General features: G+C 48.2%; 18 protein-coding genes and 1 pseudogene. 13 read left to right on the top strand and 6 right to left on the bottom strand.

Going from position 1 to position 23,506, the window contains the following annotated elements; translation table 11 throughout:
- Window positions 1–4: 4 nt before the first annotated feature.
- The gene (locus OCV96_RS07805; protein WP_117465191.1) at window positions 5–856 is read left to right on the top strand and encodes a carbohydrate ABC transporter permease; all 852 of its coding nucleotides are present in this window, start codon (window positions 5–7) and stop codon (window positions 854–856) included.
- On the opposite strand, the gene OCV96_RS07800 is transcribed toward OCV96_RS07805, so the two are convergent.
- Complete coding sequence (locus OCV96_RS07800; RefSeq protein ID WP_117465192.1) at window positions 853–2,595, bottom strand: sensor histidine kinase; 1,743 nt, start codon at window positions 2,593–2,595, stop codon at window positions 853–855. The genes OCV96_RS07805 and OCV96_RS07800 overlap by 4 nt on opposite strands.
- Window positions 2,592–3,359 (bottom strand): response regulator transcription factor, encoded by a 768-nt coding sequence (locus OCV96_RS07795; RefSeq protein ID WP_118501609.1) that lies wholly within the window; start codon window positions 3,357–3,359, stop codon window positions 2,592–2,594. The genes OCV96_RS07800 and OCV96_RS07795 overlap by 4 nt, the downstream gene beginning before the upstream one ends.
- A 97-nt stretch (window positions 3,360–3,456) precedes the next feature.
- On the opposite strand from OCV96_RS07795, the gene OCV96_RS07790 reads away from it, so the two are divergent.
- The gene (locus tag OCV96_RS07790) at window positions 3,457–5,961 is read left to right on the top strand and encodes a glycoside hydrolase family 95 protein (RefSeq protein ID WP_262594117.1); all 2,505 of its coding nucleotides are present in this window, start codon (window positions 3,457–3,459) and stop codon (window positions 5,959–5,961) included.
- On the opposite strand, the gene OCV96_RS07785 is transcribed toward OCV96_RS07790, so the two are convergent.
- Window positions 5,958–6,839, bottom strand: coding sequence for an AraC family transcriptional regulator (locus tag OCV96_RS07785; RefSeq protein WP_262594116.1), 882 nt, complete (start codon window positions 6,837–6,839; stop codon window positions 5,958–5,960). The two genes, OCV96_RS07790 and OCV96_RS07785, sit on opposite strands and share 4 nt — an antisense overlap.
- 238 nt (window positions 6,840–7,077) lie before the next feature.
- Here OCV96_RS07785 and OCV96_RS07780 point away from each other — a divergent pair, with 238 nt between their 5' ends.
- From OCV96_RS07780 to OCV96_RS07735, 10 genes are all read left to right on the top strand, one after another.
- Window positions 7,078–8,151, top strand: coding sequence for a zinc-dependent alcohol dehydrogenase family protein (locus tag OCV96_RS07780; RefSeq protein WP_262594115.1), 1,074 nt, complete (start codon window positions 7,078–7,080; stop codon window positions 8,149–8,151).
- Between the two features lie 18 nt (window positions 8,152–8,169).
- Window positions 8,170–9,177: an aldo/keto reductase gene (locus OCV96_RS07775; protein WP_227062546.1), complete on the top strand. Its 1,008-nt coding sequence runs from the start codon at window positions 8,170–8,172 to the stop codon at window positions 9,175–9,177.
- 13 nt (window positions 9,178–9,190) lie between these two features.
- The gene (locus tag OCV96_RS07770) at window positions 9,191–9,631 is read left to right on the top strand and encodes an RbsD/FucU family protein (protein ID WP_117465199.1); all 441 of its coding nucleotides are present in this window, start codon (window positions 9,191–9,193) and stop codon (window positions 9,629–9,631) included.
- A gap of 140 nt (window positions 9,632–9,771) precedes the next feature.
- A complete protein-coding gene (locus tag OCV96_RS07765; protein WP_262594114.1) occupies window positions 9,772–12,222 on the top strand; it encodes a glycoside hydrolase family 95 protein in 2,451 nt (816 codons plus the stop codon).
- Between the two features lie 292 nt (window positions 12,223–12,514).
- The gene (locus tag OCV96_RS07760; RefSeq protein ID WP_262594113.1) at window positions 12,515–13,240 is read left to right on the top strand and encodes a class II aldolase/adducin family protein; all 726 of its coding nucleotides are present in this window, start codon (window positions 12,515–12,517) and stop codon (window positions 13,238–13,240) included.
- Window positions 13,241–13,534: 294 nt separating this feature from the next.
- Window positions 13,535–15,340, top strand: a complete 1,806-nt coding sequence (locus OCV96_RS07755; protein WP_262594112.1) for an HlyD family efflux transporter periplasmic adaptor subunit — start codon at window positions 13,535–13,537, stop codon at window positions 15,338–15,340.
- A complete protein-coding gene (locus OCV96_RS07750) occupies window positions 15,337–17,151 on the top strand; it encodes an HlyD family efflux transporter periplasmic adaptor subunit (RefSeq protein ID WP_262594111.1) in 1,815 nt (604 codons plus the stop codon). The genes OCV96_RS07755 and OCV96_RS07750 overlap by 4 nt, the downstream gene beginning before the upstream one ends.
- Before the next feature lie 54 nt (window positions 17,152–17,205).
- Window positions 17,206–18,990, top strand: a complete 1,785-nt coding sequence (locus tag OCV96_RS07745; protein ID WP_262594110.1) for an efflux RND transporter periplasmic adaptor subunit — start codon at window positions 17,206–17,208, stop codon at window positions 18,988–18,990.
- Window positions 18,991–19,039: 49 nt separating this feature from the next.
- Window positions 19,040–20,383 carry an ABC transporter permease gene (locus OCV96_RS07740; protein WP_262594109.1) on the top strand — a complete coding sequence of 448 codons (1,344 nt, stop codon included), beginning with the start codon at window positions 19,040–19,042 and terminating at the stop codon, window positions 20,381–20,383.
- 22 nt (window positions 20,384–20,405) lie between these two features.
- Window positions 20,406–21,080, top strand: a complete 675-nt coding sequence (locus tag OCV96_RS07735; protein ID WP_227733299.1) for an ATP-binding cassette domain-containing protein — start codon at window positions 20,406–20,408, stop codon at window positions 21,078–21,080.
- On the opposite strand, the gene OCV96_RS07730 is transcribed toward OCV96_RS07735, so the two are convergent.
- From OCV96_RS07730 to OCV96_RS07720, 3 genes are read right to left on the bottom strand one after another with little or no spacing between them, the layout of a single operon-like run.
- Window positions 21,069–21,629 carry a hypothetical protein gene (locus tag OCV96_RS07730; protein ID WP_262594107.1) on the bottom strand — a complete coding sequence of 187 codons (561 nt, stop codon included), beginning with the start codon at window positions 21,627–21,629 and terminating at the stop codon, window positions 21,069–21,071. The genes OCV96_RS07735 and OCV96_RS07730 overlap by 12 nt on opposite strands.
- Window positions 21,630–21,661: 32 nt before the next feature.
- On the bottom strand, window positions 21,662–22,348 hold the full coding sequence (locus tag OCV96_RS07725) for a DUF4367 domain-containing protein (RefSeq protein WP_262594104.1): 687 nt from the start codon (window positions 22,346–22,348) through the stop codon (window positions 21,662–21,664).
- Window positions 22,323–22,880 (bottom strand): RNA polymerase sigma factor, encoded by a 558-nt coding sequence (locus OCV96_RS07720; protein ID WP_262594103.1) that lies wholly within the window; start codon window positions 22,878–22,880, stop codon window positions 22,323–22,325. Before OCV96_RS07720 ends, OCV96_RS07725 begins: the two co-directional genes overlap by 26 nt.
- A gap of 227 nt (window positions 22,881–23,107) precedes the next feature.
- On the opposite strand from OCV96_RS07720, the pseudogene OCV96_RS07715 reads away from it, so the two are divergent.
- Window positions 23,108–23,482, top strand: a pseudogene (locus OCV96_RS07715) (macro domain-containing protein); the annotation flags it as partial.
- Window positions 23,483–23,506 lie beyond the last annotated feature (24 nt).

The following is a 23,506-nucleotide window of genomic DNA, read 5'->3' as shown; positions in this document are numbered from 1 at the left end:
TAAGATGAGAAAAAAGCTTAAAAAGAGAAACAGCGTATCCTGGGTGACCTACACAGTAGTACTTCTGATCGGACTGGCAATGTTGTATCCGATCATCTGGATGTTCTTCGCAACCTTCAAGAGCAATGCGGAGATCTTCGGATCTGTCAAACTGCTGCCGTCATCCTTCAGCTTCCAGAGCTATATTGACGGCTGGCATGTGAACAGCAAAATAACTTATACTACATTTTTCAAAAACAGCTTTGTGATGACGATCATCACTACGTTATTTACGGTATTATCCAGTGCGATTGTCGCTTATGGATTTGCCAGATACCAGTTCCCCGGCAAAAAGATTCTGTTTGGTATTCTGATTGCCACACTGATGCTTCCCGGAGCGGTAGTTATGATCCCACGTTATGCAATGTTTAATAAGCTGGGACTGGTGGATACTTACTGGCCGTTTTACTTACAGGGCCTGCTGTCTGTGAACTCGTTCTTTGTATTTATGCTGATCCAGTTTATCCGCGGACTGCCAAGAGAACTGGATGAATCTGCTTATCTTGACGGCTGCAGTGATCTGAAGGTATTCGTGAAGATCCTTGTGCCACTGATGAAACCGGCACTTTTCTCCGCAGGTCTGTTTCAGTTCATGTGGACTTACAATGATTATACAAACGTGTTGATCTACATTAACTCTGTGAAAAAATATACCCTGTCTCTGGCCTTGAGACTGTCTCTGGATGCAGAATCCGTGGTTCAGTGGAATAAAGTAATGGCAATGTCCTTCCTGTCCATTCTGCCGCTGATCATACTGTTCTTCGCTGCACAGAAGTATTTTGTGGAAGGCATTGCCACCAGTGGTCTGAAGGGTTAAATTTGAACCGGAATGCGGAAAAACACACAGGTTCCGAGTCCTTCTTTACTGTAAATATGAAGAGCACTCTCGGAACCATAGGTCAGTGTCAGACGCTTGTTCACGTTGTCGAGTCCGATACGCATGGAAGCGTCTGACATAAGATCTGATCTCAGCTTCTGAAGTTTGTCTTTTGGAATTCCCACACCATTGTCGGTTATTGATATATGGATCCAATCATCCCGTTTAAAAATCTTAATTTTTACCATTCCCTGGCGATTGCCGGGACGCAGCCCGTGACTGATACTGTTCTCTAAAAGTGGCTGAAGCAGGAGACGCTTAAACGCATGCGGCAGTACAGAATTGTCGATTTCTTCAAAGTAATAAAAACTGTCGGGAAAGCGGAACCTCTGTATTTCCACATATTTGTGAATATAAGTGATCTCATCCTGAATCGATACCGAAACCTGTGGATTGGCCAAAGAGTAGGAGAGAATATCTGACAGATTGCTGATGATCGTATTGGCGGTGGAAGGACCGCCTGCTATCTTGTAGACTTCAAAATCCAGAGTCTGCAGGGTGTTGACCATAAAATGTGGGTTGATCTGTAACTGTAGGGCGCTGAGCTCCGCAGCCTGTTTTTTGTATTTCTGCTCTGCCAGCTGGCTGTTTAAAAATGTGGTATTTAAGAATATGCGGATGACATTGTTCATGATCAAGCTGTATTCGTCATCCGGCTGGTCTGCCGGAGAATCTTTTTCAGTAGGGTAGATCCCCTTTTCCGCATTACCGAACAGATCAATCACTGACTGGATCTGCCGGAAATTATCCCTTGTGATCTGATAAGAGAACAGGAAGATAATGAACAGGGCAAACAGTAGCATGATCAGTGGCAACAGCAGATTCTGTGCACAATAGAGAATAATGGCGGAAACAGGAACCAGCTGCACCGAATAATACCGGTAGGTGGGTTGATATATCACATAAGTAAGATAGAAATGATGATCTACCTTTTCCCAGTGAAAGCCATCCGTCAGTGTGGAAAGATCCACTTCAGAAAAGTCGGGAACAGAAGAAAACCCCTGAGAAGCCAGAAGATTCTGCCCGCTGTCCAGAAGAAACATACCGTGTTTCCAGGATGTGGATTTTGCAGACATCATTTTTTCCAGCTCTATCAGAGAAAGGTTGGATACCATGACACCATCCAGATAAGAAAAACGCTTATATACCGTCAGTACATTTTCTGATGTTGATGAGGTGGATGTCTTCATTTCCCTGGAGACAATATAGGTGTCCTGATCTTCCGGAAGGGAGGTATAGATATCATACCAACCGGCGTCCACATCGCTGCTCAGAAAACGGATCGTCTTGTCAGAAGAGAAAAAGATATTATTGTCATCCAGATAAAGATAAAGGCTGTCCACCAGTGGATGGGAGGCGGAGATACTGCCGAGGAAGGTCTTTATACTGTTTAGGAAGACATAGTCGGTGTAAGTAGTCTCTCTGTTGTAGAGAATCTTGCGCATGGATAAGAGCAACTGGGAATTCAGCGTGATCATTTCCTGTTGGGAAGTGCAAACATCCATGGTACTTTCCAGATTCAGACAGAGATCATCCGTAGTGGACTGGGTGGTCTCTTTGATGGTCTGTAGCTGGGAGGTTGCGGTAAGGATCATGATGCATATAAACAAAAGACCGGTAGGGATTAACAGGAGAGAACTCCATACTTTTAAGCGTTTTAAGAAAAATCGGTGCATCATGATAACGATCCTCTGTTCTCAGGAGTTACTTCCGGCTGTTTCCCTGCACGGAATTCCTGTGGTGTGATTCCGTAATATTCCTTGAAATTACGGGTGAGATTTTTGGGGTTCAGATAGCCGACGGCATCTGCAATCTCGTAAAATTTGACGGAACGATCCGACAGCATCTGCATGGCCTGTTCCATCCTCACCTGTAGCAGATAACGGGAGAAACTGACACCGGTATCCGTCTTGAAAGCGGAAGAAAGATAAGCCGGTGAGTAGTGTACCAGAGAAGCGGCTGCTTCCAATGTTGCGGTCTTATAATCAGATTTGATATAGTTTTTCACAATCGTCACATAATCCGCCTCGTCTGCATTGGCTTCGTAAGGCAGATAATGGCCCTTCTCCCGTTCGTCCAGGGTTTTCCGGATGCGTTCAAAGCAGGCAGACATGGCGTCATATTTCATTGGTTTGATCAGGTAGTCCGTGACATGATTGATAATTGCTGCCCGGGCATATTCAAAATCCTGATAGGCGCTGAAAAAGATGACGATGATATCTTCGTTTTTCAGTTTTTGAGACAGTTCGATACCGGTCATGACAGGCATCTGGATATCGGTCATAACGATATCCACCTGTGGGTGGGCATTGATATATTCCAGGGCTTCTTTCCCATTGGTAAAGGAAGCAACGACTTCAAAGCCGAAGTTGTTCCAGGGAAAAAGATGAATGATCCCTTCCAGAATACGGGGTTCATCATCTACGATGATTACTTGATACATACCAGGTTCCTCACGTGTAAGGTAATATTCAGATAACACGCAGATTATAACATATTTCAAAATAGAATACAAAGCATTCAAAACGAGGAGAAGACAAATGAACGAAAAGAAAATAAAATTGAAAACCGGTGAAATCTGGCAGGAGAGACTGGTAGCAGGCAATGGACACAGCGGAGTGATCTGTTCCTGTGATCCCTATGAAGAGGTACTGACCTATCAGAATATAGAACTGCTGATGCCGACAGAAGAACCCAGAATGACTCCGCCGGAAGTGGGAAGTGAGCTGCAGGAGGCCAGACAGGCAGTGCTGCATATGGATGCTACCTGGAATGTACACGGCAGAAAAAGAACTTACCTGTATGCCTACCATCCGGGGATGCAGCTTCGGATCACGACACCACAGCAGGAGCTCGAAGCATACAGCCGCCGGATGGTAGGAGAGACCGGGGAGGTCATTATGGACTATCGGGATAAGACCGGGGACTTCAGTCGGCATACATTTGTCTCCAGAGAGGACTGCGTTGTGACACAGTATCTGGCAGGCGGAAAGGAGACACTTCCCGAACTGATACTTTCCATAGATCCGCCAGAGATGCTGCCAAAATTCGGAGTAAAAAAGTGGGGAACCGGACCGGAAGTAAATATGAAATATGAACTGGTCTATGACAAGGCGGGCACTTATCTCGGACAGGCAGCGCATTATCCGGTATTTGTGGAAAGCGAGCTGCAGGATAAGGGGTATGTGACCATGGTACGGATTCTACATACAGGAGGAAGCAGAAATGTGGAACAGACGGAAGGCAGCAAAGAAATCCACATCCGGGGAGCAAAGGCAGTCTGGATCTTGGCGAAGACGGCTGCCCAGGTTGAAATGGGAGAAATGGAAGATTTTCCGGGGGTGAAAGCACAGGAAACCATCGATGCGGTGTTGGCAGACCTGAAGAGCGCAGTGGCGAAATACCGTACAAAAGAAGGCAGCTGGAATTATGAGAGAGCGCTGGCACTGCAGAAGGAACAGCAGAGGGAGACCTATGGTACAGTAAGTTTTCATCTGGGAGAACAGACAGCGGATTCCGGAGAGGAAGGCGTAGAAAAGGAGACCAATACGGAACTGTTACAGCGGCAGAAAAATACGCCGCAGATGTTGCAGAAACTGATGGAACGGATCTACCAGACAGGCAGATATGTGCAGGCTGCCTGCGCCGGATATTCTGCACCGAGGCTGTGCGGACTGTGGACAGGGGAATGGAATCCCGGCTGGAGCGGAGCCTATACGATGGATGCCAATGTGAATATTCAGGTCTCTGGTATGAATACCGGGCACATGGAAAAAGCGGCCTGGGGATATATGTATTTTATCCTCCGCCAGATCGGGGACTGGAAGGAGAATGCAAAAGCTGTTTACGGCATGTGGGATGCCCTGCTGGCACCGGTGAATACCGACGGTAATCGGGCAATTATGGTAGAGTATGATATTGACTATCCTTTCCAGTACTGGAATGCCGGGGCTTCCTGGCTGATGGTGCCGATCTTTGAGTACTGGCAGTGCTTTGGTAACCGGCAGATCCCACTGCCAGAGGATCTGGCCAAAGTCTGCGGAAAACAAAGCCTGGATCTGGAACAGGAGATTCTGCGCCCCCTGCTGTGGAAGACGTTTCATTTCTGGGAGCAGTTGTGTACCCCGGAATATTATACCGACAGAGAGGGACAGCCTCATTATAAGAAAGGAAAGACAGCTCTGGAGGAGGGAGAAAAATACCTGATCATTCCCTCTTATTCTCCGGAGAATCATCCAAACGGCTATTCCAGTACGATCACTGCCAATGCAGCCATGGACATTGCGGCGGCGTCAGATGTATTACGCATGATCCGGGAACTGGAAGAGAGGATCTGCGATGAACGGTCGGGAGAGTGGCTGACAGCCAGCAGGGAGCTTGCCGCAAAGCTGCCAGAATACCAGATGGATGAGACCGGTGGATTAAAGGAATGGTCACTGCCACAGATGCATGACAATCATGAGCACCGCCATATCAGCCATCTCTATTGCGCATGGCCCGGAGTAGAGACACAGCATAATGTGGGACTTGCGGAAAGCTGCAGGCAGGCCATCAGGAACCGGAATGTCGGGAATGCCGGAAAAGATGATACTGCCTCTCATGGTTGGATCCACAAGGGACTGGTGGCTGCCAGACTGAAGGATGGCAGGAGCCTGGGAGAAATCTTGCGCCTGCTGGTGCAAAGTGATATTTTTTACAGCAGCCTGCTGACGGATCATAATACGGATCGCTGCAGAGGGGTCTATTGCACGGATACGATTCTGGGATTGCAAGGAATCATACATGAAGCACTGGTGTATTCCGAACGGGGAGAGATCGAATTCCTGCCGGCACTTCCGGAGGAGTGGAAGCAGGGCAGTGTGGATGGTCTGATGGCCAGAACAAGAGTCTGCATCCGAAGACTTGCATGGGATCTGGAAAAGAAGATACTGGAAGCAGAACTGGAAGCTTATGAGGATCAGGAGGTCAGAATTTCCTGCCCGGTATTGCAATACGATGCATGTTATTATCTAAAACAGGGAGAACTGCGCAGGATCTGGATTTAATCCACCGGATCCTGGAGCTGCCTGCGGTATTCATTGGCAGTGATGCCGTAATGTTGTCTAAACGCCTGGGTGAAATGCTGGGATGTGGAGTAATTCAGTTTCTCCGCAATCTGCGTGATGCTCAGGCGTTTGTCTGTCAGATAGATTTTTGCCGCAGACATTCGGGCTTCCTGTTTTTTCTGCTGAAAGGTCTTGCCGTAATATTTTTTCAGGAACCGTTCCGTCTGGCGGACACTTAACCCAAGAGTCTTTGCCAGGTTTTCCAGAGTAATGGTCTCGTAATGATAGAGAAAGGCCCGTTCGATGATCAAGGTCTTACCGTCAATGAGATTGGAGGGAGCAAAGTGCTGTTTAGAGAAACGGTTTCCCTCGTAATTACGGACAACTTTTACAAGACACTGTTGTAACAGAGCCTCTACCTGAATCATGTAACCGGTATATTTATATTTTAATTCATAGAAGAGCTGCTCCATCAGTACACCAAGATTCTGGGTATCCGGACCAATCCAGAATCTTTTTTTCAGAAATTTGTCCGCAGTGCTGCCGGAAAAAACGAGGAGAGCATCTTCTTCCTGCAACTGAAAATAGATAGAATATTCCGTCATGGGATCCATAGGGCTTGGAATCTGCTCGTGCTCCACATGGGGGCCTGTCATATATAGTGTGCCAGGCGTAAGCTCATAAGAACTGCCATCAATGACTGCCTGTCCGAGCCCATTAGGGATGTAGTGCAGTTCATAGCTGTTGTTACCGTGGCTGTGGCGTGGCAGTGGCTTGAAAAAGTGTTCGAAAGCAATATTCAGAATTAGAAAAGTTGTGTTGTCGATAGTGGTTTTCACATCGAGACCATAGATGGTATTGTTCGTTGTCTGATTCATGGAGCCTCCTGCTGTCCGGATTTACCGTAACCTATCCGATGATATTAAGTGTAGCAACGGTAAAGAAAAAAGTCAATTAAAAAAGTGCGATAACACGACAAAAATACACAACTTATGTCGCAAATATGTCTATTAGTCGTATATTTGTGGGATTAGAATGGATGTATCACAGCAACCCACACAGGGAGAAAATATGACAGAAGAACATATAACATTTTATTTTTAAGGAGGTTAACAGATGGACAGACAGGAAATGAAACAGAAAAAGATGATGGGAGCAATTCTTCCGGGCAACAGCACAGTAGAACTTAGAGAATTCGATATGCCGAAGCCGGGACATGGACAGGTTGTGGTCAAGGCAATGGCTACAACTATCTGCGGCAGTGATATCCGCTGCATCTACAGAGAACATGTGGGAAAAGGTCCGGAAGGCTATATTCCCGGAACTGTAGCAGGTCATGAACCTTGTGGTTTGATCGTAGAGGAAGGCGAAGGCTTGAAGAGATTCAAGAAGGGCGACCGTGTTATTATTTATCACATTTCCGGATGTGGTGTATGTAACGATTGCAGAAGAGGCTACTATATTTCCTGCAAGAGTAAATTCCGTCAGGCATACGGATGGCAGAGAAACGGTGGCATGGCACAGTATATTCTGGCAGATGAGAAGGATCTGATCGCATTGCCAGATGAGCTGACCTACAAGGATGGAGCACAGGTGGCCTGTGGTTTCGGTACCGTATATGAGGCTATCGAAAAGGTAGGTGTCAGCGGCAATGATGCAGTATTGGTAACCGGTCTGGGACCTGTCGGTCTGGCAACACTGATGTTGGCAAAAGCACTGGGAGCCAATATGCTCATCGGCGTGGAGACGAATCCGTACCGTATTGAACTGGCGAAGAAGATGGGACTGGCTGATTATGTATTTGCACCGGATGAGGCTTATGATCAGATCATGAAAGTAACAAACGGCAATGGTGTGGAGAGAGCGTTCGATGCCAGCGCCAGTGATCCAGGAAGACAGCTGGCAATCCGTGCTACCAGAGAATGGGGCAGGATCGCATTCGTGGGAGAGGGAGGCACCTGTACTTTTAACCCCAGTCCGGACATTATTCATGGTCAGAAGACAATCTACGGCAGCTGGGTAACCTCGCTGTGGAGAATGGAAGAACTGGTAGAAAGACTGGTGCGTTGGGGAATTCATCCGGAAGATCTGATCACGGACGAATTCCCTCTGGAGCAGGCAGGGGAAGCTTACAGACTGATGGCAAGTGGAAACTGTGGCAAGGTGGCAGTGGTATTTCCCGAAGACTAAGGGAAGAAAGGTTATCATATGGCAGAAATCATAGAACAGAGCCGGATCCCAAAGAGGACTCTGGTGGACGGATCTAAGGTACCGGCAATCGGACTCGGAACCTTCGGATCCGATAAATATAACAGCGATCAGATTGCAGAAGCTGTATATGGCGGTATCCGGGCAGGATATCGTATGATCGACTGTGCTTCCGTATACCAGAATGAGAATCGTATCGGAGAGAGCATTGAGCGTGTCCTGAAAGAAGGAATCGTGGATCGAGCGGATTTGTTTATCACCTCTAAAGTATGGAATGATATGCACAATAGAGTGAAGGAGTCCTGTGAGAAGAGCCTGAAGGATCTGCGGGTATCTTATCTGGATCTGTATCTGGTGCACTGGCCTTTTCCCAATTATCATGCTCCCGGCTGTGACGGAGATTCCCGTAATCCGGATTCCAGACCGTTTTCTGTGACGGAATTTCTGAATACCTGGAGACAGTGTGAGGCACTAGTGGAAGAAGGCAGGGTAAAATACATTGGTATGTCTAATATGACAGTACCGAAACTTCAGGCAGTATTGCCGTTGTGCAGGATTCAGCCGATGTTCTTAGAGATGGAATTGCATCCCGGATTTCAGCAGCCGCAATTGTATGACTATGCACTGTCACAGGGGATTCAACCCATCGGTTATTGTCCCATCGGATCGCCCTCCAGACCGGAGAGAGACCGGACGGCAGAGGATATTGCAGATACCCGGATGCCGGAGATTATGGAGATTGCAGAGCATCATCACGTACATCCTGCTATGATCTGCCTAAAGTGGGCGGTACAGAGAGGACAGATTCCGATTCCTTTTTCAGTAAAGGAATATCAATATGTGGATAATCTGAAATGCATCACAGAAGATCCCTTGACAGTGGAAGAGATGGAGATGATCCGGAAAGCAGACAAGAATTGCCGCCTGATCAAAGGTCAGGTATTTCTGTGGCCCGGAGCAACCGACTGGCAGGATCTATGGGATGTGGACGGAGAAATCACGTCATGAAAGGGGTAAGCGCATGTTAAAAGGAATTCCGAAGATATTATCTCCCGAGTTATTAAAGGTACTTTGTGAAATGGGACACAGTGACAGACTGGTTATCGCAGACGGTAATTTTCCGGCTGAGTCCATGGGGAAGGATGCAATCGTGATTCGGATGGACGGACATGGCACGACTGAGATTCTGGATGCCATTTTGCAGGTGTTTCCATTGGATAGTTATGTGGAGCATCCGTTGAATCTGATGGAGGTGATGCCTGGGGATCCGGTGGAGACGCCGATCTGGGAGAATTATGAAAAAATCATCGCAAAACACGATTCCCGAGGTGGCAGTGCCATTGGACAGATCGAGCGCTTTGCCTTCTATGAGGAGGCAAAAAAGGTCTATGCCATTATTGCAACCGGAGAGAGTGCACTATATGCCAATATTATGTTACAAAAAGGTGTGGTAACAGAATAAGGCAGCTGATAAGAACAGGAGCAAAAGCATCGGCGATAAGCGGATGCTTTTGCTGTTAAGAAAAACATGTTAGAATACAGTCAGGATCAGGGAAATGTGTGCAAAAAAATATATAATAACAGGAAAAAAGGAGAAATGGCATGAGTAGGTTATGGTATGATCATCCGGCATCGGAATGGGAAGAAGCTCTTCCTATAGGAAATGGCAGAATCGGTGCCATGGTCTACGGAGGTACGGACAGAGAACGGCTCCAGGTAAATGAAGAGAGCATCTGGCTGGGTGGACCTGTAAACCGTCACAATCCCGATGCAAAAGAAAATCTGCCGAAGATACGACAGCTCCTTCGGGACGGCAGAATTCCGGAGGCTGAGCATCTGATGGAGACCGCATTATCGGCCTGCCCGGAAGGAATGCATCCTTATCAGACACTTGGGGATGTACAATTTTTCTTTGATGGGATCGAAGGCGGCAGAGAACGGAAAAGCGGTAAACTGCGGGATATGATCCTCTGTGAAGGAACAAAACATTATGAGAGATGTCTGGATCTGGAAACGGCAATCTGCCGGACAGAGTTCACTGTTGGTGACAGTATATATGAGAGGGAAATATTTGCCTCTCACCCGGCGGACTGTCTGGTGATGCGCTTCCGCACAAGGGGCAAGGGGAAAGTGAATTTTTTAGCGAAGCTTCGAAGAGAAAGCTGGTTTGACGGAACTTGTAAGGTTGGAGAGAATGGCATAAGACTTTATGGCAATCTGGGAAGAGGCGGATATGAATTTGCCATGGAACTGCGTGCTGTGTCTACTGGCGGACGGATTTTGACCCAGGGGGAATGTCTGAAGGCAGAAGGGGCAGAGGAAGTGGTGTTGTGGTTTACTGCAGATTCCACTTATCACTACAGTATACCAGAAAAGGATCGGTATGCGGAGGCATATCTGAAAGCTGGTAGGGAACTGCCTGTGGGGCTGGATGAAGAATTGACTGGCTCTGCAAGAACAGAGTTCCTATACCAGATGGCAATGCAGACACTTCTGGCAGAGAAAATGGATCAGCGCCTGAAGGCGGCGATGCTTCTGTCTTATGATACCCTTAAAGCAGAGCATGTGGCAGATCATAAATCTTTATATGACCGTTTTGTGTTTGAAGTAGAAGGCGCAGAGCGGTACGAGAATCTGCCTACGGATCTGCGCCTTGAGAGACTTCGGAAAGGGAAGCAGGAGCATGCAGAACAGACAGAAGACGTGGGATTGATGAAGCTGCTCTATGATTATGGACGCTATCTTACGATTGCTGCCAGCAGGGAGGGAGGGCTGCCGACCACACTGCAGGGACTTTGGAATTGTGAATTTTTCCCGGCATGGGACAGTAAGTATACCATCAATATCAATACAGAGATGAACTACTGGCATGTGGAAAACTGCAATCTGTCAGAGTGTCATATTCCCTTATTTGAATTGTTAAAAAAGGTGCAGAAGAACGGCAGATATACCGCCAGAGAAATGTATGGGTGCCGGGGATTTGTGGCGCATCACAATACGGATATTCATGGAGATACCGCACCACAGGATACATGGTATCCCGGGACTTATTGGGTGATGGGAGCAGCATGGCTGTGTACGCACCTATGGATGCATTACCGCTATACAAAGAATCTGGTATTTTTACGGGAAGCTTTCCCTGTCATGGCAGAGGCAGCACTATTCTTTGTGGATTATCTGGAAGAAAAAGACGGATATCTGGTGACAAATCCTTCTGTTTCACCGGAGAATACATATATCCTGCCGAATGGACAAAAAGGATGCTGCTGTATCGGTGCAACCATGGACAATCAGATTCTGAGGGATCTGTTCAAAGGATGCTTGGGAGCCTGGAAGGAACTGGGAGAACAGGTACCGGAAGCCTGTGAGATTCCGGAAGCCGGTGACATAAAGGAACTGATGGGAACAATCCGCAAAATGTACGACAGACTGCCGCCCAACAGGATCGGCAGTGACGGACGCCTGATGGAATGGATGGAGGAATACGAGGAAACAGAACCCGGACACCGCCATATTTCCCATCTGTATGGGCTGTACCCCGCCGGAGAGATTACTGCAGACGGCACCCCTGAACTGGCTGAGGCTTGCCGCAAGACCCTGGAATACCGCCTGTCCCACGGCGGCGGACATACCGGATGGAGTAGGGCATGGATCACGAATCACTATGTCAGCCTGTGGAACGCTGAAGCAGCATATGACAACATCCGGAAGATGTTGGAGGTCTCGACCTATCCTAATCTGTTGGACAAACATCCTCCGTTCCAGATTGACGGCAATTTTGGGATCTGTGCTGCCATGAATGGGATGCTGGTTCAGAGCAATGAGGAGAGAATCCTGCTTCTCCCTGCATTGCCGGCTGCATGGAAGACCGGCGCCGTACGGGGAATGCATCTGATAGGAAATCTGGAACTTTCCATGAGCTGGAAAGACGGAAGAATCACTGGTGCCGTTTTTACTGCATATTCGGATGTGGATACTGTGGTGAAATATAAGGAGACCGAAAAAAGACTGCAATTAAAGGAAGGTGAGATTAAAGATATAATGCAGTATTGACAGGTAAAAAAGTGGTAGTTTGATGTACTTAGGGCTGGCTGTCGCACCAGCGACTTGGTACAATACCTAGGGAAAGATAATTAGTTACGAAAGAATATGGCAGGAAGCATACATAAAAGATTGTTGGGAATATCAGCAGGAAAAATGTCCGGGAATAGCATTATCCCGGATTGAGAAAGTATTGTATCAGCTGGACAAGGAGAAGGGCAATAAGGTAATATATTATTGCATGCCGGAACGGAAAAGGAGGATTCCTCCGACGGAAGGAATCGTCTGCGGAATGGAGATTAGTATGGAATATATATCAGATGCACAGGCAAAACAGATGATCTTAGAGGTAGGACGCAGGATGTATCAGGGCGGCTTCGTGGCAGCGAACGACGGAAATATCTCCTGTAAAGTCGGAGATAATGAGATCTGGGCAACACCAACGGGAGTTTCTAAGGGATTTATGACAGAGGACATGCTGGTAAAATTGGATCTGGACGGGAATGTGTTGGAGGGAACGCACAAGCCTTCCAGCGAGATCAAGATGCACCTCAGAGTATTCAAGGAGAACCCGAAGGTACAGGGTGTGGTACATGCACATCCCCTTACAGCAACGGCGTTTGCCTGCGCAGGCATCAGTCTGGAAGAACCGGTGCTGATGGAAGGGGTACTGTCCTTGGGCTGTGTGCCGCTAGTGCATTTTGCTCTGCCGGGCACAGAGGAAGTGCCGGAAGCGGTAGCTCCCTATTGCCGGGAATTCAATGCAGTACTGTTAGCAAACCATGGCGCGCTGACTTGGGGTGACAATCTCATGCAGGCTTATTACCGCATGGAGACCACGGAATATTATGCGAAGATCCTGATGATGAACAACTTCATCTTAGGGAAGAAGACGTTGTTGTCCCAGGGACAGATTGACGATATTATCAAGATCCGTGCAGGATGGGGCATCACCACGGGTGGCAGACCCATCGGACCGGAGGGCGCGCAGAATCTGGAGGATATCTGTATTTCCCGAAAAAATAAATAAGCTATAGGGAAAACAAATGGCTGCGAAGCGGTGATTTGTTTTACCAGGCATATTAGTGTAATAGCACGAATTCGTAAGCTTATGATAGAAGGTCATGTTAGAGACTTCTGCGAAAGCAGTCTCCAACAGGGCCTTCTTTTTGTGCTTTATTTGTGTAATTGCATAGACGTAAGCAGGGGGAAAAGCTCCTACAGGACACAGATTTTTCACAGAGTGAACACTTTTTCAATACAAAATCCAACTATACTTGAGAAAACAACGGAATTTGGACGGAATAGCAATCGGAGGTTCGCCGTGAAGAACAAAGAGATCAAACAGATATTTTTTTCCAAAAAGAAAAACAAAAAAGAGAAAAAAGGAAAAGGGCGTAAAAAGTGGATCATCGTTGCGCTGGTACTGGTACTCACGCTGGGCGGTGGTTCGGTGGCAGCAGTGGTGATATTACATAGAAACGGCAATCGATCAGAATTTTCCATGCCGGCTAATATGTCGGGATTGACCTTCACGGAGGATATGACTGCTGCGTCAGGTGTTACCAATGTCGGTATTACGGAGGAGACCTTCGATGTGGAGAATCTGACGACCAATCTGGAGATAGAGGAAGTATATGCCGTGTCTGGAGAAGAAGTAACTGCCGGGGATAAGATTTTGAAGCTGACGGAAGAAAGTGTGGCGGAAGCGAGAAAGGAACTGGAGAGAGCACTGGAGGATGCGGAGCTTGCGTATCGCACCGGAGCTATCGAATATGAGCAGAACCTGATCACAGCGGAGTATACGAGAGACAGTGCCATCCTCACCGGACAGCAGGCGAAGGAAGTCTATGATGAGACCGTAGCAAGTCTGCAGAGTGCTGTGACCAGGGCAGAAGAGGAATTACAGGATGCCGAGGATGATATAGCAGAGTATGAATCCTATGTGAATGACGGTTCCTATAAGAGTTATTTCAAAGTGGATGAGTATCAGGCAATCTATGATGAGAACCTGAAAGCACTGACGGACAAGATGGACGAATGGGGTATCAGTTGGTCGCAGGTCACAGGCGGTGGAGGTTCGGTACAGATCGGTGGCGGAGCCGGCGCTAATATGCAGAGCGGCGGAACTTCCAACGCCAGCATTTTAGCTTCTCTTTACAGTATTCTGGAACAAAATCTGAAAGATTTGGAGGAAGCAGAGGATAAATATGAGGATGCATTAACTAATGCTGCTTTTGAATTACAAACTTTGCAGTTAAAGCTTTCCAGTCTCCAACAGGCCGTCACGGAGGCGAAGGAAAATTATGAGATCCAGCAGGCGCAGGCAAAGCTGACCTATGAGACTTCCCTGTCCGGCGCAGAACGGGCAGAGAGCGATTATAACACTACGGTGGAAAAAGCTAAGTCCGATCTGGCAGCTCTGGAAAGTACTTATGAAGATGCCAAGGAGAATCTGGAATTGTTTGAAAGCAGTGTGGGGGACGGATATTTCTATGCATCTGAGGATGGTACGATCCTGCGGACCATGGTGCGGGCGGAGCAGGCTCTGACTTCCGATGCAGTGGTATTCGTTTACAGCAATCCGAAGGAGCTGACGGTCACCGTATCGGTAGATCAGTCGGATATTACAAAACTGACTGTAGGCGACAGTGCTTATGTGCAGTCCTCCGCAGGCAGCGGATATACCGGTGTGATCACAGCCATTGATCCGGTATCCTCGTCTAGCAGCCGTACCAGTGTCACTTACAGCGTGACGGTACAGATCAATGTAGAAGATGAGGAGGACAGTTTAAGTGCCAACGAATCCGTCACCGTAGTCTTCGGCATGACGGAGGAAGAGATCGAGCAGTTACAGCAGAGACAGAGTATGCAGGGCAGACCTGACGATGTGTCCGACGGCGATGCGATGCCGCAGGGCGGTCCCGGAGGCGGCGAAAAGCTGGAAAATGGTGAGATGCCGGAAGGAGCCCCGGGTAACGGAGAAGTGCCGGAAAACGGTGGCATGCCGGAAGGAGTCCCGGGCAGCGGAGAAGTGCCGGAAAACGGTGGCATGCCGAAAGGCGGCTCCGACAACGGGGAATCTACGGAAAATGCAAATGAACAGCAGGGAGGACAGACACAGTCATGAAATTAAAAAGCCCACATTTTGATAAACTGAAATCCCTCACGAAAAAGCAGAAAAAACTGATCCTGGCGGGGATCGCATTACTTCTGCTGATCCTGGCAGCCTGCTATACCGTGTTTATTGCACCGTTACTTCAGAAAGAACAGTGGATCTACAAAGAAGAGACGGTGGAGCGTGGTACTTTAAAGGTAGGTGTGACGGAGAGCGGCTCTCTGGAATACAACACAAAATCCATAGATTACGATCTGAATCTGGACGTCAGTGACGATGACGAGGATGACAGTGAGGAAGATGACGATGATACCGTACAGAAATATCTGAAGATAGAGGAGATCTATGCTGCCAGCGGGCAGCGTGTCACCGAAGGCGAGGAACTGCTGAAATTCACGGAAGACAGCGTGGAGGCGGTTCGGGCGCTGTTGCAAAATGCGGTAGTGGAGGCGCAGGCAGACTATGCGGCGGCAGAGAGTACCTATGAATTGTCCCTGCTGGAAGCCCAGACCGACTACGATACCCAGAAGATCAGTGCTTCCTATGCGGCATCCATCCGCAATACTTCCGGGACCAGCGTGACGAACAAAGTGGCATCTCTGCAGGTACAGCTGGAGCAGAAGCAGGCGAATACAGCTTCTCTGCAGGAGAAGCTGACAGAAGCCCAGGAAGATTATCAGGATGCATTGGAGACCTACGAAGCGGCAAAAGAAGGTTATGAAGGCGCCGGAACCGATAATACAGTGAATTTTATGACGATCCAGAATGGTTATCTCAGTGCCAGATCCAAATACCAGCAGGCAAAATCAGCGTTGACGCAGGCAGAGGATGCTTTATCGGAGAATGAAAGTGCTATTACCGATCTGCAGAACCAGCTGGCAGCGGCACAGGCAAAGCAAAAAATCGATAAGCTGGATACAGAAGAGACCTATCAGGAAGCGGTGATCACCGGGCAGAATGCCCAGACCACTTACAACGCTGCTGTGGAAGATCTGAAGGAGACCTTACAGGAAGCGGAAGAGACGAAAGAAAAACGGGAAGAACAGTTACAGGCGTTTGAGGATTTTGTCGGAAGTGATGGTATCCTGTATGCCACAGAAGATGGTGTGATCACAGAGGTCAGCTACGAAGCGGGAGACCGTCTGACGACGACAGGAGCTCTGTTTTCCTATGCAACGTCGGATGACATGAGAATCTCCGTGGATGTGACCCAGGAGGATATCGTGGACCTGCAGGTAGGAGATGCGGTAGATATCACCTTTACGGCATACCCGGAGGATTCCTATACCGGAAGCATTCTCTCCATCAATACCACGGCTACTTCCGATTACAGCAACACGGTAAGCTACACTGTGGAGATCAGCGTGGAAGGTGAACTGGAGCAGCTCTACGGCGGCATGACGGCAGATGTGATCTTCGTTACCGAAGAAAAAGAAGATGTCCTCTATGTATCCCGTAAGGCGATCGTAGAAGAGAACGGCAAGACCTATGTCTATCGTAAGACAGCACTGGGTGGAAGGGAACTGGCAGAGGTAGAGACCGGTATCACCAACGGTGTGGACATTGAGATCCTGTCAGGACTGGAAGAGGGCGATACCATCTACCTGGCAAGTAAGGTCAGCTCCGAGGCAGAAGTCAAGAGTACGGAGGAGACTGCCGATTCCGGCAGCAGTTCTGATACCGCAGTCGGCAGTGATATGGAGTTCGAGATGCCAGAGGATATGCAGATGCCTTCCGGAGGAGCAATGCCGCAGGGTGGTCCCGGGGGTGGTGATTCCGGCAGCTTCGGCGGCGGAATGCCGGGCGGTCCCGGAGGACAATAAATCAGGCGGATGGAACAAATGTTGAGAAACAGACAGGAATGATTGGGAACAGTTATGAAGCAGAATGAAAATGGGAAAAAGATCAAGAAAACTATAAAAAATCGGATGAGCCGGATCAGATCGTGGAAAAGCTGGTCGAAAAGGCGCAAGCTCACCACAGGTGTCTGTGGTGTCTGTGTGATCGCTGTAGTGGCTGGTGCCATTGGTCTCTCCGGTGGTTCCGATACGGAAGTCATTTATAAAGAGACCACCGTAAAATACGGGACACTGGTCAAAGGTGTGACGGAGACCGGCTCCGTGGACATCGGTACGGTGGATCAGACCTTTGATCTGGATATGAGTGCCCTGCAGAGAACGGATACTTCCGGCAGCAGTTCCTCCGGCGGCTCCTCCGGTAGTACTGCCGGCAGCAGCTCTGGTTCCGGTGGATTTGGCGGCATGAATGCTTCCGGCGGCGGAGCTCAGGGAGGCTTAGACATGTTTGGTCAGATCTTTAATATGGGCGGCAGCAGCTCCGGCAGCAATGGTGACGATTCTACCCTGACCGTGGCGGAGGTAGTGGTCTCCGTGGGGCAGCAGGTGTCCGAGGGAGATCCCCTGTACCTGCTGGAAGAAGACAGTGTCTCCGACCTGGAAGACGAACTGCAGTCTAACGTAGAGAAAGCAAAAGCGGATCTGGAGGCGGTGGAAGCCGACCAGACCCTGTCAAAACAACAGGCAAAATACACTTATGACAGCAGCACTGCTTACGGCAGTTATATTGATACCGAGTACAGTACTACATTGCAGGAGCTTCAGAATACGGTAGATTCTGCGGAGAGCACACTGGAGCAGGCGAAGAGCAGCCTGGAAGATTACCGGGCACAGCTGGAGGAAGTAACGGCAGCCTATGAGGATGCGGCACAGGTATTGTCGAACTGTAAATACAGCCTGAACAGTACGGACGCAGCAGATGATACTTACGGATATGTCTATTATGCGCAGCTGACGGAGCAGGCACAGTCCACGGCAGATTCCCTGGAGCAGCAGAAGGAAGAGCTGGAACAGAGAGTAGAGCAGGCGGAGGAAAATGTAACCACTGCCGAGACCGCTTATAATAAAGCAAAGCGGGAACTGGAGCAGGGAAAACTGACCGCAGCCGAGACAAAAAAACTGCGGACGCTGGCTTACAATACCGCACAGGAGACTTACGATATTGCGCTGGGGTATCTGGAACAGGATCTGTCCGATCAGCAGGAAACCTACGATGAGACTCTGGAAAAATGGAACGAGTTCAGCACCTATATCGATGGCAACGCGGTATGCGCCAGATACAACGGTGTGATCACCAGTGTGGAACTGGAAGCAGGAGACAAGATCAGCACCGGAACCTCTCTGGTCACTTTGTATGATATGGATGAAGTGACCATGACGGTAACAGTGGATGAAGATGACATGACGGATATCTCTCTGGGATCTGCGGCGAATATTGCATTGACGGCATATCCGGAAGATATCTTTACGGCAAAGGTGACGGTTATCGGAGATGCGACATCGGATTCCAGTGGAAACATAACTTATGACGTAACTGTCACATTAGAAGGGGATGTTTCAGGACTGTTCCAGGGCATGACCGCAGATGTGACTTTCGTTACGGAACAAACGGAAGAAGTGCTGTATGTCTCACGCAGAGCCATTATCACAGAGGATGACAAGACTTATGTAAAAGTGAAGACAGCAGAGGGCAGCATTGTGAAAAAGGAAATAACGACAGGACTGTCAGATGGCTCTAATGTGGAGATCTCCGGAGATATTGCAGAAGGAGATACCGTATTGATCGAAAGCAGCATTACGAAGTAGAGCGGAGACCTGTGGGAAAGTAAGGTCAATGGAAGGGAAGAAGTAGAATATGAGATTATCCGAAATATTGCGTCTGGTGTGGCTGAACCTGTCACAGAATAAATTCAAAGTGATCCTGACTTCCATCGGTATCGTTGTGGGATCCGCCACCATAATGCTGGTGCTGGCGATAGGTACCGGTGGAAAAGAAGAAGTGGCGGAGCAGTTCAAGAATCTGAATGCCGGAGCTATTGATATTTCCTGTGACAGCAGTGACAGTGGTGGTTTTAGCTTTGAAATGCCGGGCGGTGGAGGAAGCGTTACCGTCACCAATATGGGCGGAGGACCCGGAGGAGGTTCCGGCGGCGGTACGTCTGGTGGTCCCGGCGGTGGCATGGATTTCGGCGGATTTTTCGGATTCGGACAGGAGGAAGAGAGCGAAGCCGTGACATTGACCAGTGAAGACTGTGATGATCTGGCGACTTTTGTATCGGGAATCTCTGCAACTACGGTCTCTTATTCCACTACAGCATCGGTGGAGCGAGGCGATATGACCTCTGCTTCCTATTACACCATTGCCGGTGTGGAGGACAATTATGCTGCCATCAGTAATCTGGAAATGGCCATCGGGGATTTCCTCACAGAAGAAAACAACGAGAGCAAGGAAAAGGTGTGCGTACTGGGTGCCACCGTGGCAAAGGAAATTTTTGGCAGCGCCTACGATGCTTATGACGGTATAGTCTATATTGATGGCCGCCCCTATATAGTATCAGGGGTACTATCCGAGATGGGAACTGTGGCATCCGGCATCAGTCCGGATACGGCGATCTATATACCTTACGAAACCGGCATCAAATACATTACCGGTACGAATATCAGTCCAACCATCACGGTCATTGCGGAGGATGTGAATCAGGTGGATACCGTAATGACGGATGTGGAGAGTGCCTTAAAAGAGAGCTATCCCAATACCACATTTACCATCAGCGATGCCGGAAGCAAGATGGAGGCAGCCTCCGCTTCCAATGAGACTTTGACCTTACTGCTGATCTCCATGGCAGTGATCGTATTTATCGTTGGCGGTATCGGTATTATGAACGTGCTGTTTGTATCCATCAAGGAGCGTACCAACGAGATCGGTATTTTGAAAGCACTGGGCTGTTCCCGGAAGGATATCCTGTTGGAGTTTTTATTGGAGGCAAGCTTTACCAGTCTGGTAGGAGCCGTACTGGGGGTGCTGGTGGCTCTTGGAATTACGCCATTCGTGCAGCTGTTCAACGTGAGAGTGTCCCTGTCGGTACAGGGTGCAGTATTGTCGCTGTTGTTTGGTGTCCTCACCGGAAGCATCTTCGGCTTCTATCCGGCATATAAGGCATCGAGACTGATCCCCGTAGAAGCTTTAAATCAGGAGTAGTGCGAAAGGTGTAAGGATTATGATGGAAAACGCAATGATCACCATGAAAAATATAAATAAAGGCTATATGCTGGGAGAGGAGCGTCTGCCGATTTTGAAGGACATCAATTTTCAGGTAAATAAGGGAGAATATGTGGCAATCTTAGGCCCTTCCGGTTCCGGTAAGACTACGTTAATGAATATGATCGGCTGTATGGATGTGATGGACAGTGGGGAATATTATCTGGATGGCATGGCAATCCACAAGACCAAGGAGGACGATCTGACCATGGTACGCAACCAGAAGATCGGGTTCATTTTCCAGAACTATCAGCTGATCCCGACCTATAATGTCATGCAGAATATTATCATGCCCCTGCTGATGCGTGGCATGACTCATGAGGAAGCAGAAGAAAAGTGTAAAAATACTATCAAACTGCTGGGGCTGGATCATCGTATCGGACATAAGCCCAACGAATTGTCCGGCGGACAGAAGCAGAGAGTATCCATTGCCAGAGCACTGGTGGGACAGCCGGCGATCCTTCTGGCGGATGAGCCTACCGGTGCTCTGGATCAGACCAGCGGCAAGGAAGTACTGAAGCTGTTCCGGGAACTAAACGATATGGGCAACACCATTGTCATGATCACCCACGACCTGGGCGTAGCACAGTCTGCGAAACGTATCGTGCGTATTGTGGACGGACAGTTACAGGAATAAGGGATAGTCACTCAGCCAACGGGAAAGAGGCTGGGACTGTTCCAGACCGGATTTCAGGGTACGGTCGGCATCCGATTTATTTTCTGCCGGTATTATCAGCAGAAATTCTTTCCCGTCCATAAGTACACCGCAGAATACGGTTTTCAGATCCCGGGAGATAAGAAACATATTTCCCGGGATATTTGTTACAGATTCGGTCAGGCAGGAGTAATAGGGTTCTTCATCGATAAAAGGTGCATAGAATCCTATGTCATCCGCACCTTCCACGAAAAGCCTCTCTCCGTTCATCCAGACATTTCCCGCTATGGCGTCTTCCTGATTCCCCCAGAGATAATGTAAGGCTTTCCCGTGGATCTCCACCGATACCTGTTCGAAGGTATCCGGTTCCGTCAGACTGACCAGCATTCCGGTTCCGGTATAGTCATAATCCTTTTTGATGGGAGTATGATAATAGCGGATCCCGTAGTCTCCAAGGCAAAATAAGGCAAATACGAGCAGAAAAATCAGAATGCCGCAGAAAACGGTTCTTAATTTTTTATTTCGCATCATGGTTCTTGCCTCCTTTTTATTTTATTATACAATCAGATATCCATACTGGCAATGAGCTGAAACATTTCCTCGGCGGTCATGTGATCTGCGGTGATCACGTATACATAATTGTCAGCTTCATAATAAGCCATGGCGTAACCATCCACATAAGTATATACCGTGGCAATGTGACCGCCGATGACATGTTCCTCTTCGGCATCGTATTCATTGTCTAATACGAGTGTCAGGGCATTATTTGAGGAAATTAGCATTTGCTCCCAGATGAGCTGTTCTCCGGCATTGTTTTCATAGAAAATTTCACAAAAAAGAGGACTGTCTCTTCGGTCTGTCTCTGTATAGCCCTCCGGGATGCAGGTCGGTATCGTGGGAGTGAGTACCGCATCTTTTTCCTCGGAAGAGTAGTTATACTGCGTAGCATCCTCGCGCAGGGTCTTTAGTGTCATGAAAAACTTATCCCGATAGGCATCCACACTTAACGTCAGAACCAGTCCGGCACATACGATACCGGTGAAAAAGATTGCCATGCGTTTTAGGAGCTGTTGTGCACCGGTCAGCACCGGATGGGCTTCCCGGCGGATCACTTTTTGCATTTTTTGTTCAAAACGTTTTGAAAATACATATTCCCGATCAACCTGATTTTCTAATGCTGTTATCATGGCATTGTCCACCACAGGCATATGCTGATAGAGCCATTCATCCGTTATTTCCATGGATCTCATTATTTTCCTCCCGTTTATTCAAAGCTTCCTGTATCATAATCTTTCCCCGGGATAATCGCTGCCGGATCGTTCCTTCGGTGATGTTTAATACTTTTGCGATTTCATCGTTGTCCATATTGCCGGAGTATTTGAGGAGAAATACATCCCGGTATTTTACGGGCAGGCACCTAAGGATGTCCAGTATTCCGTCATCCACATCCGTCTCTGCATAAGTCACCGGGACATTACATTCTTCCAGCTCATCCACATAGATTTCCCGTTGAAATTGATGGTTTCGCTTCCGGTAAATAGCTATAGTCGCATTTTTCGTTATGGTAAGCAGGTAGCGTTTCGTCGCCGTGGCGTCGATTTCCCCTATTTTTTCCATGTTTTTCGCAATTTTTATAAACGCCTCATGTACGGCATCTTCCGCAAGAAAAGTATCCTTCAGCACATTCAGAGCTACTTTCATCATAAGGTGCCGATAGGTTTCATAGAGAATCGCAAACTTTTGTTTGTCTTCTTCGGCGTCGATCATCATCAGATATATCATTTGTTGTTCCCAGGCCTTTCAATGAGTCATAACGAAGGTTCCTGTTCCTATTGTTACAAAAACGTAAAAATATTTCAATTGCAGGTTTATATGTTTGTCCCAATAGTATCTTTTGGGTAACCGGGGCACTTTATTGTGCCTGCTTTACGGATCCCGGCGATGGGGGATATAATGATTTCATTACAGGAGAGCGTAAAAAGAGCAGAAACGAGCATAGGAGAAGCAAAATGGGAGAACAGGGGCATGAGGAACCCACCGGACAGGCGAAGATCACGAAAGCCTACAATCTGCCCTGCCGTTATGTCCTGCATACCGTAGGTCCTATTGTGCAGGGAAAGCTGACGGAGAAACATTGCGCATTGCTTCGGTCCTGTTACTTGTCCTGTCTGGAACTGGCATCGGCATACGGGCTGGAAAGTGTGGCGTTCTGCGGTATATCCACTGGGGTATTCTGCTTTCCGAAGGACAAGGCGGCGCAGATTGCCGTACAGACGGTACAGGAGTATTTGGAGGAGACTCCTGACAGCAGTGTCAAAAATGTGATCTTTAATGTGTTTAAGAATGAGGATTTGCAGATCTATGAGAGAATTCTTCGGTCGTAGATTTTCGATTACTCTAAATGCAGA

The organism is Waltera acetigignens (assembly GCF_025567015.1).
Classification (GTDB): Bacteria; Bacillota; Clostridia; order Lachnospirales; family Lachnospiraceae; genus Acetatifactor; species Acetatifactor acetigignens.
Note: the sequence above shows the minus strand (reverse complement) of the source record. Positions and strands in the feature narration are given on the sequence as shown.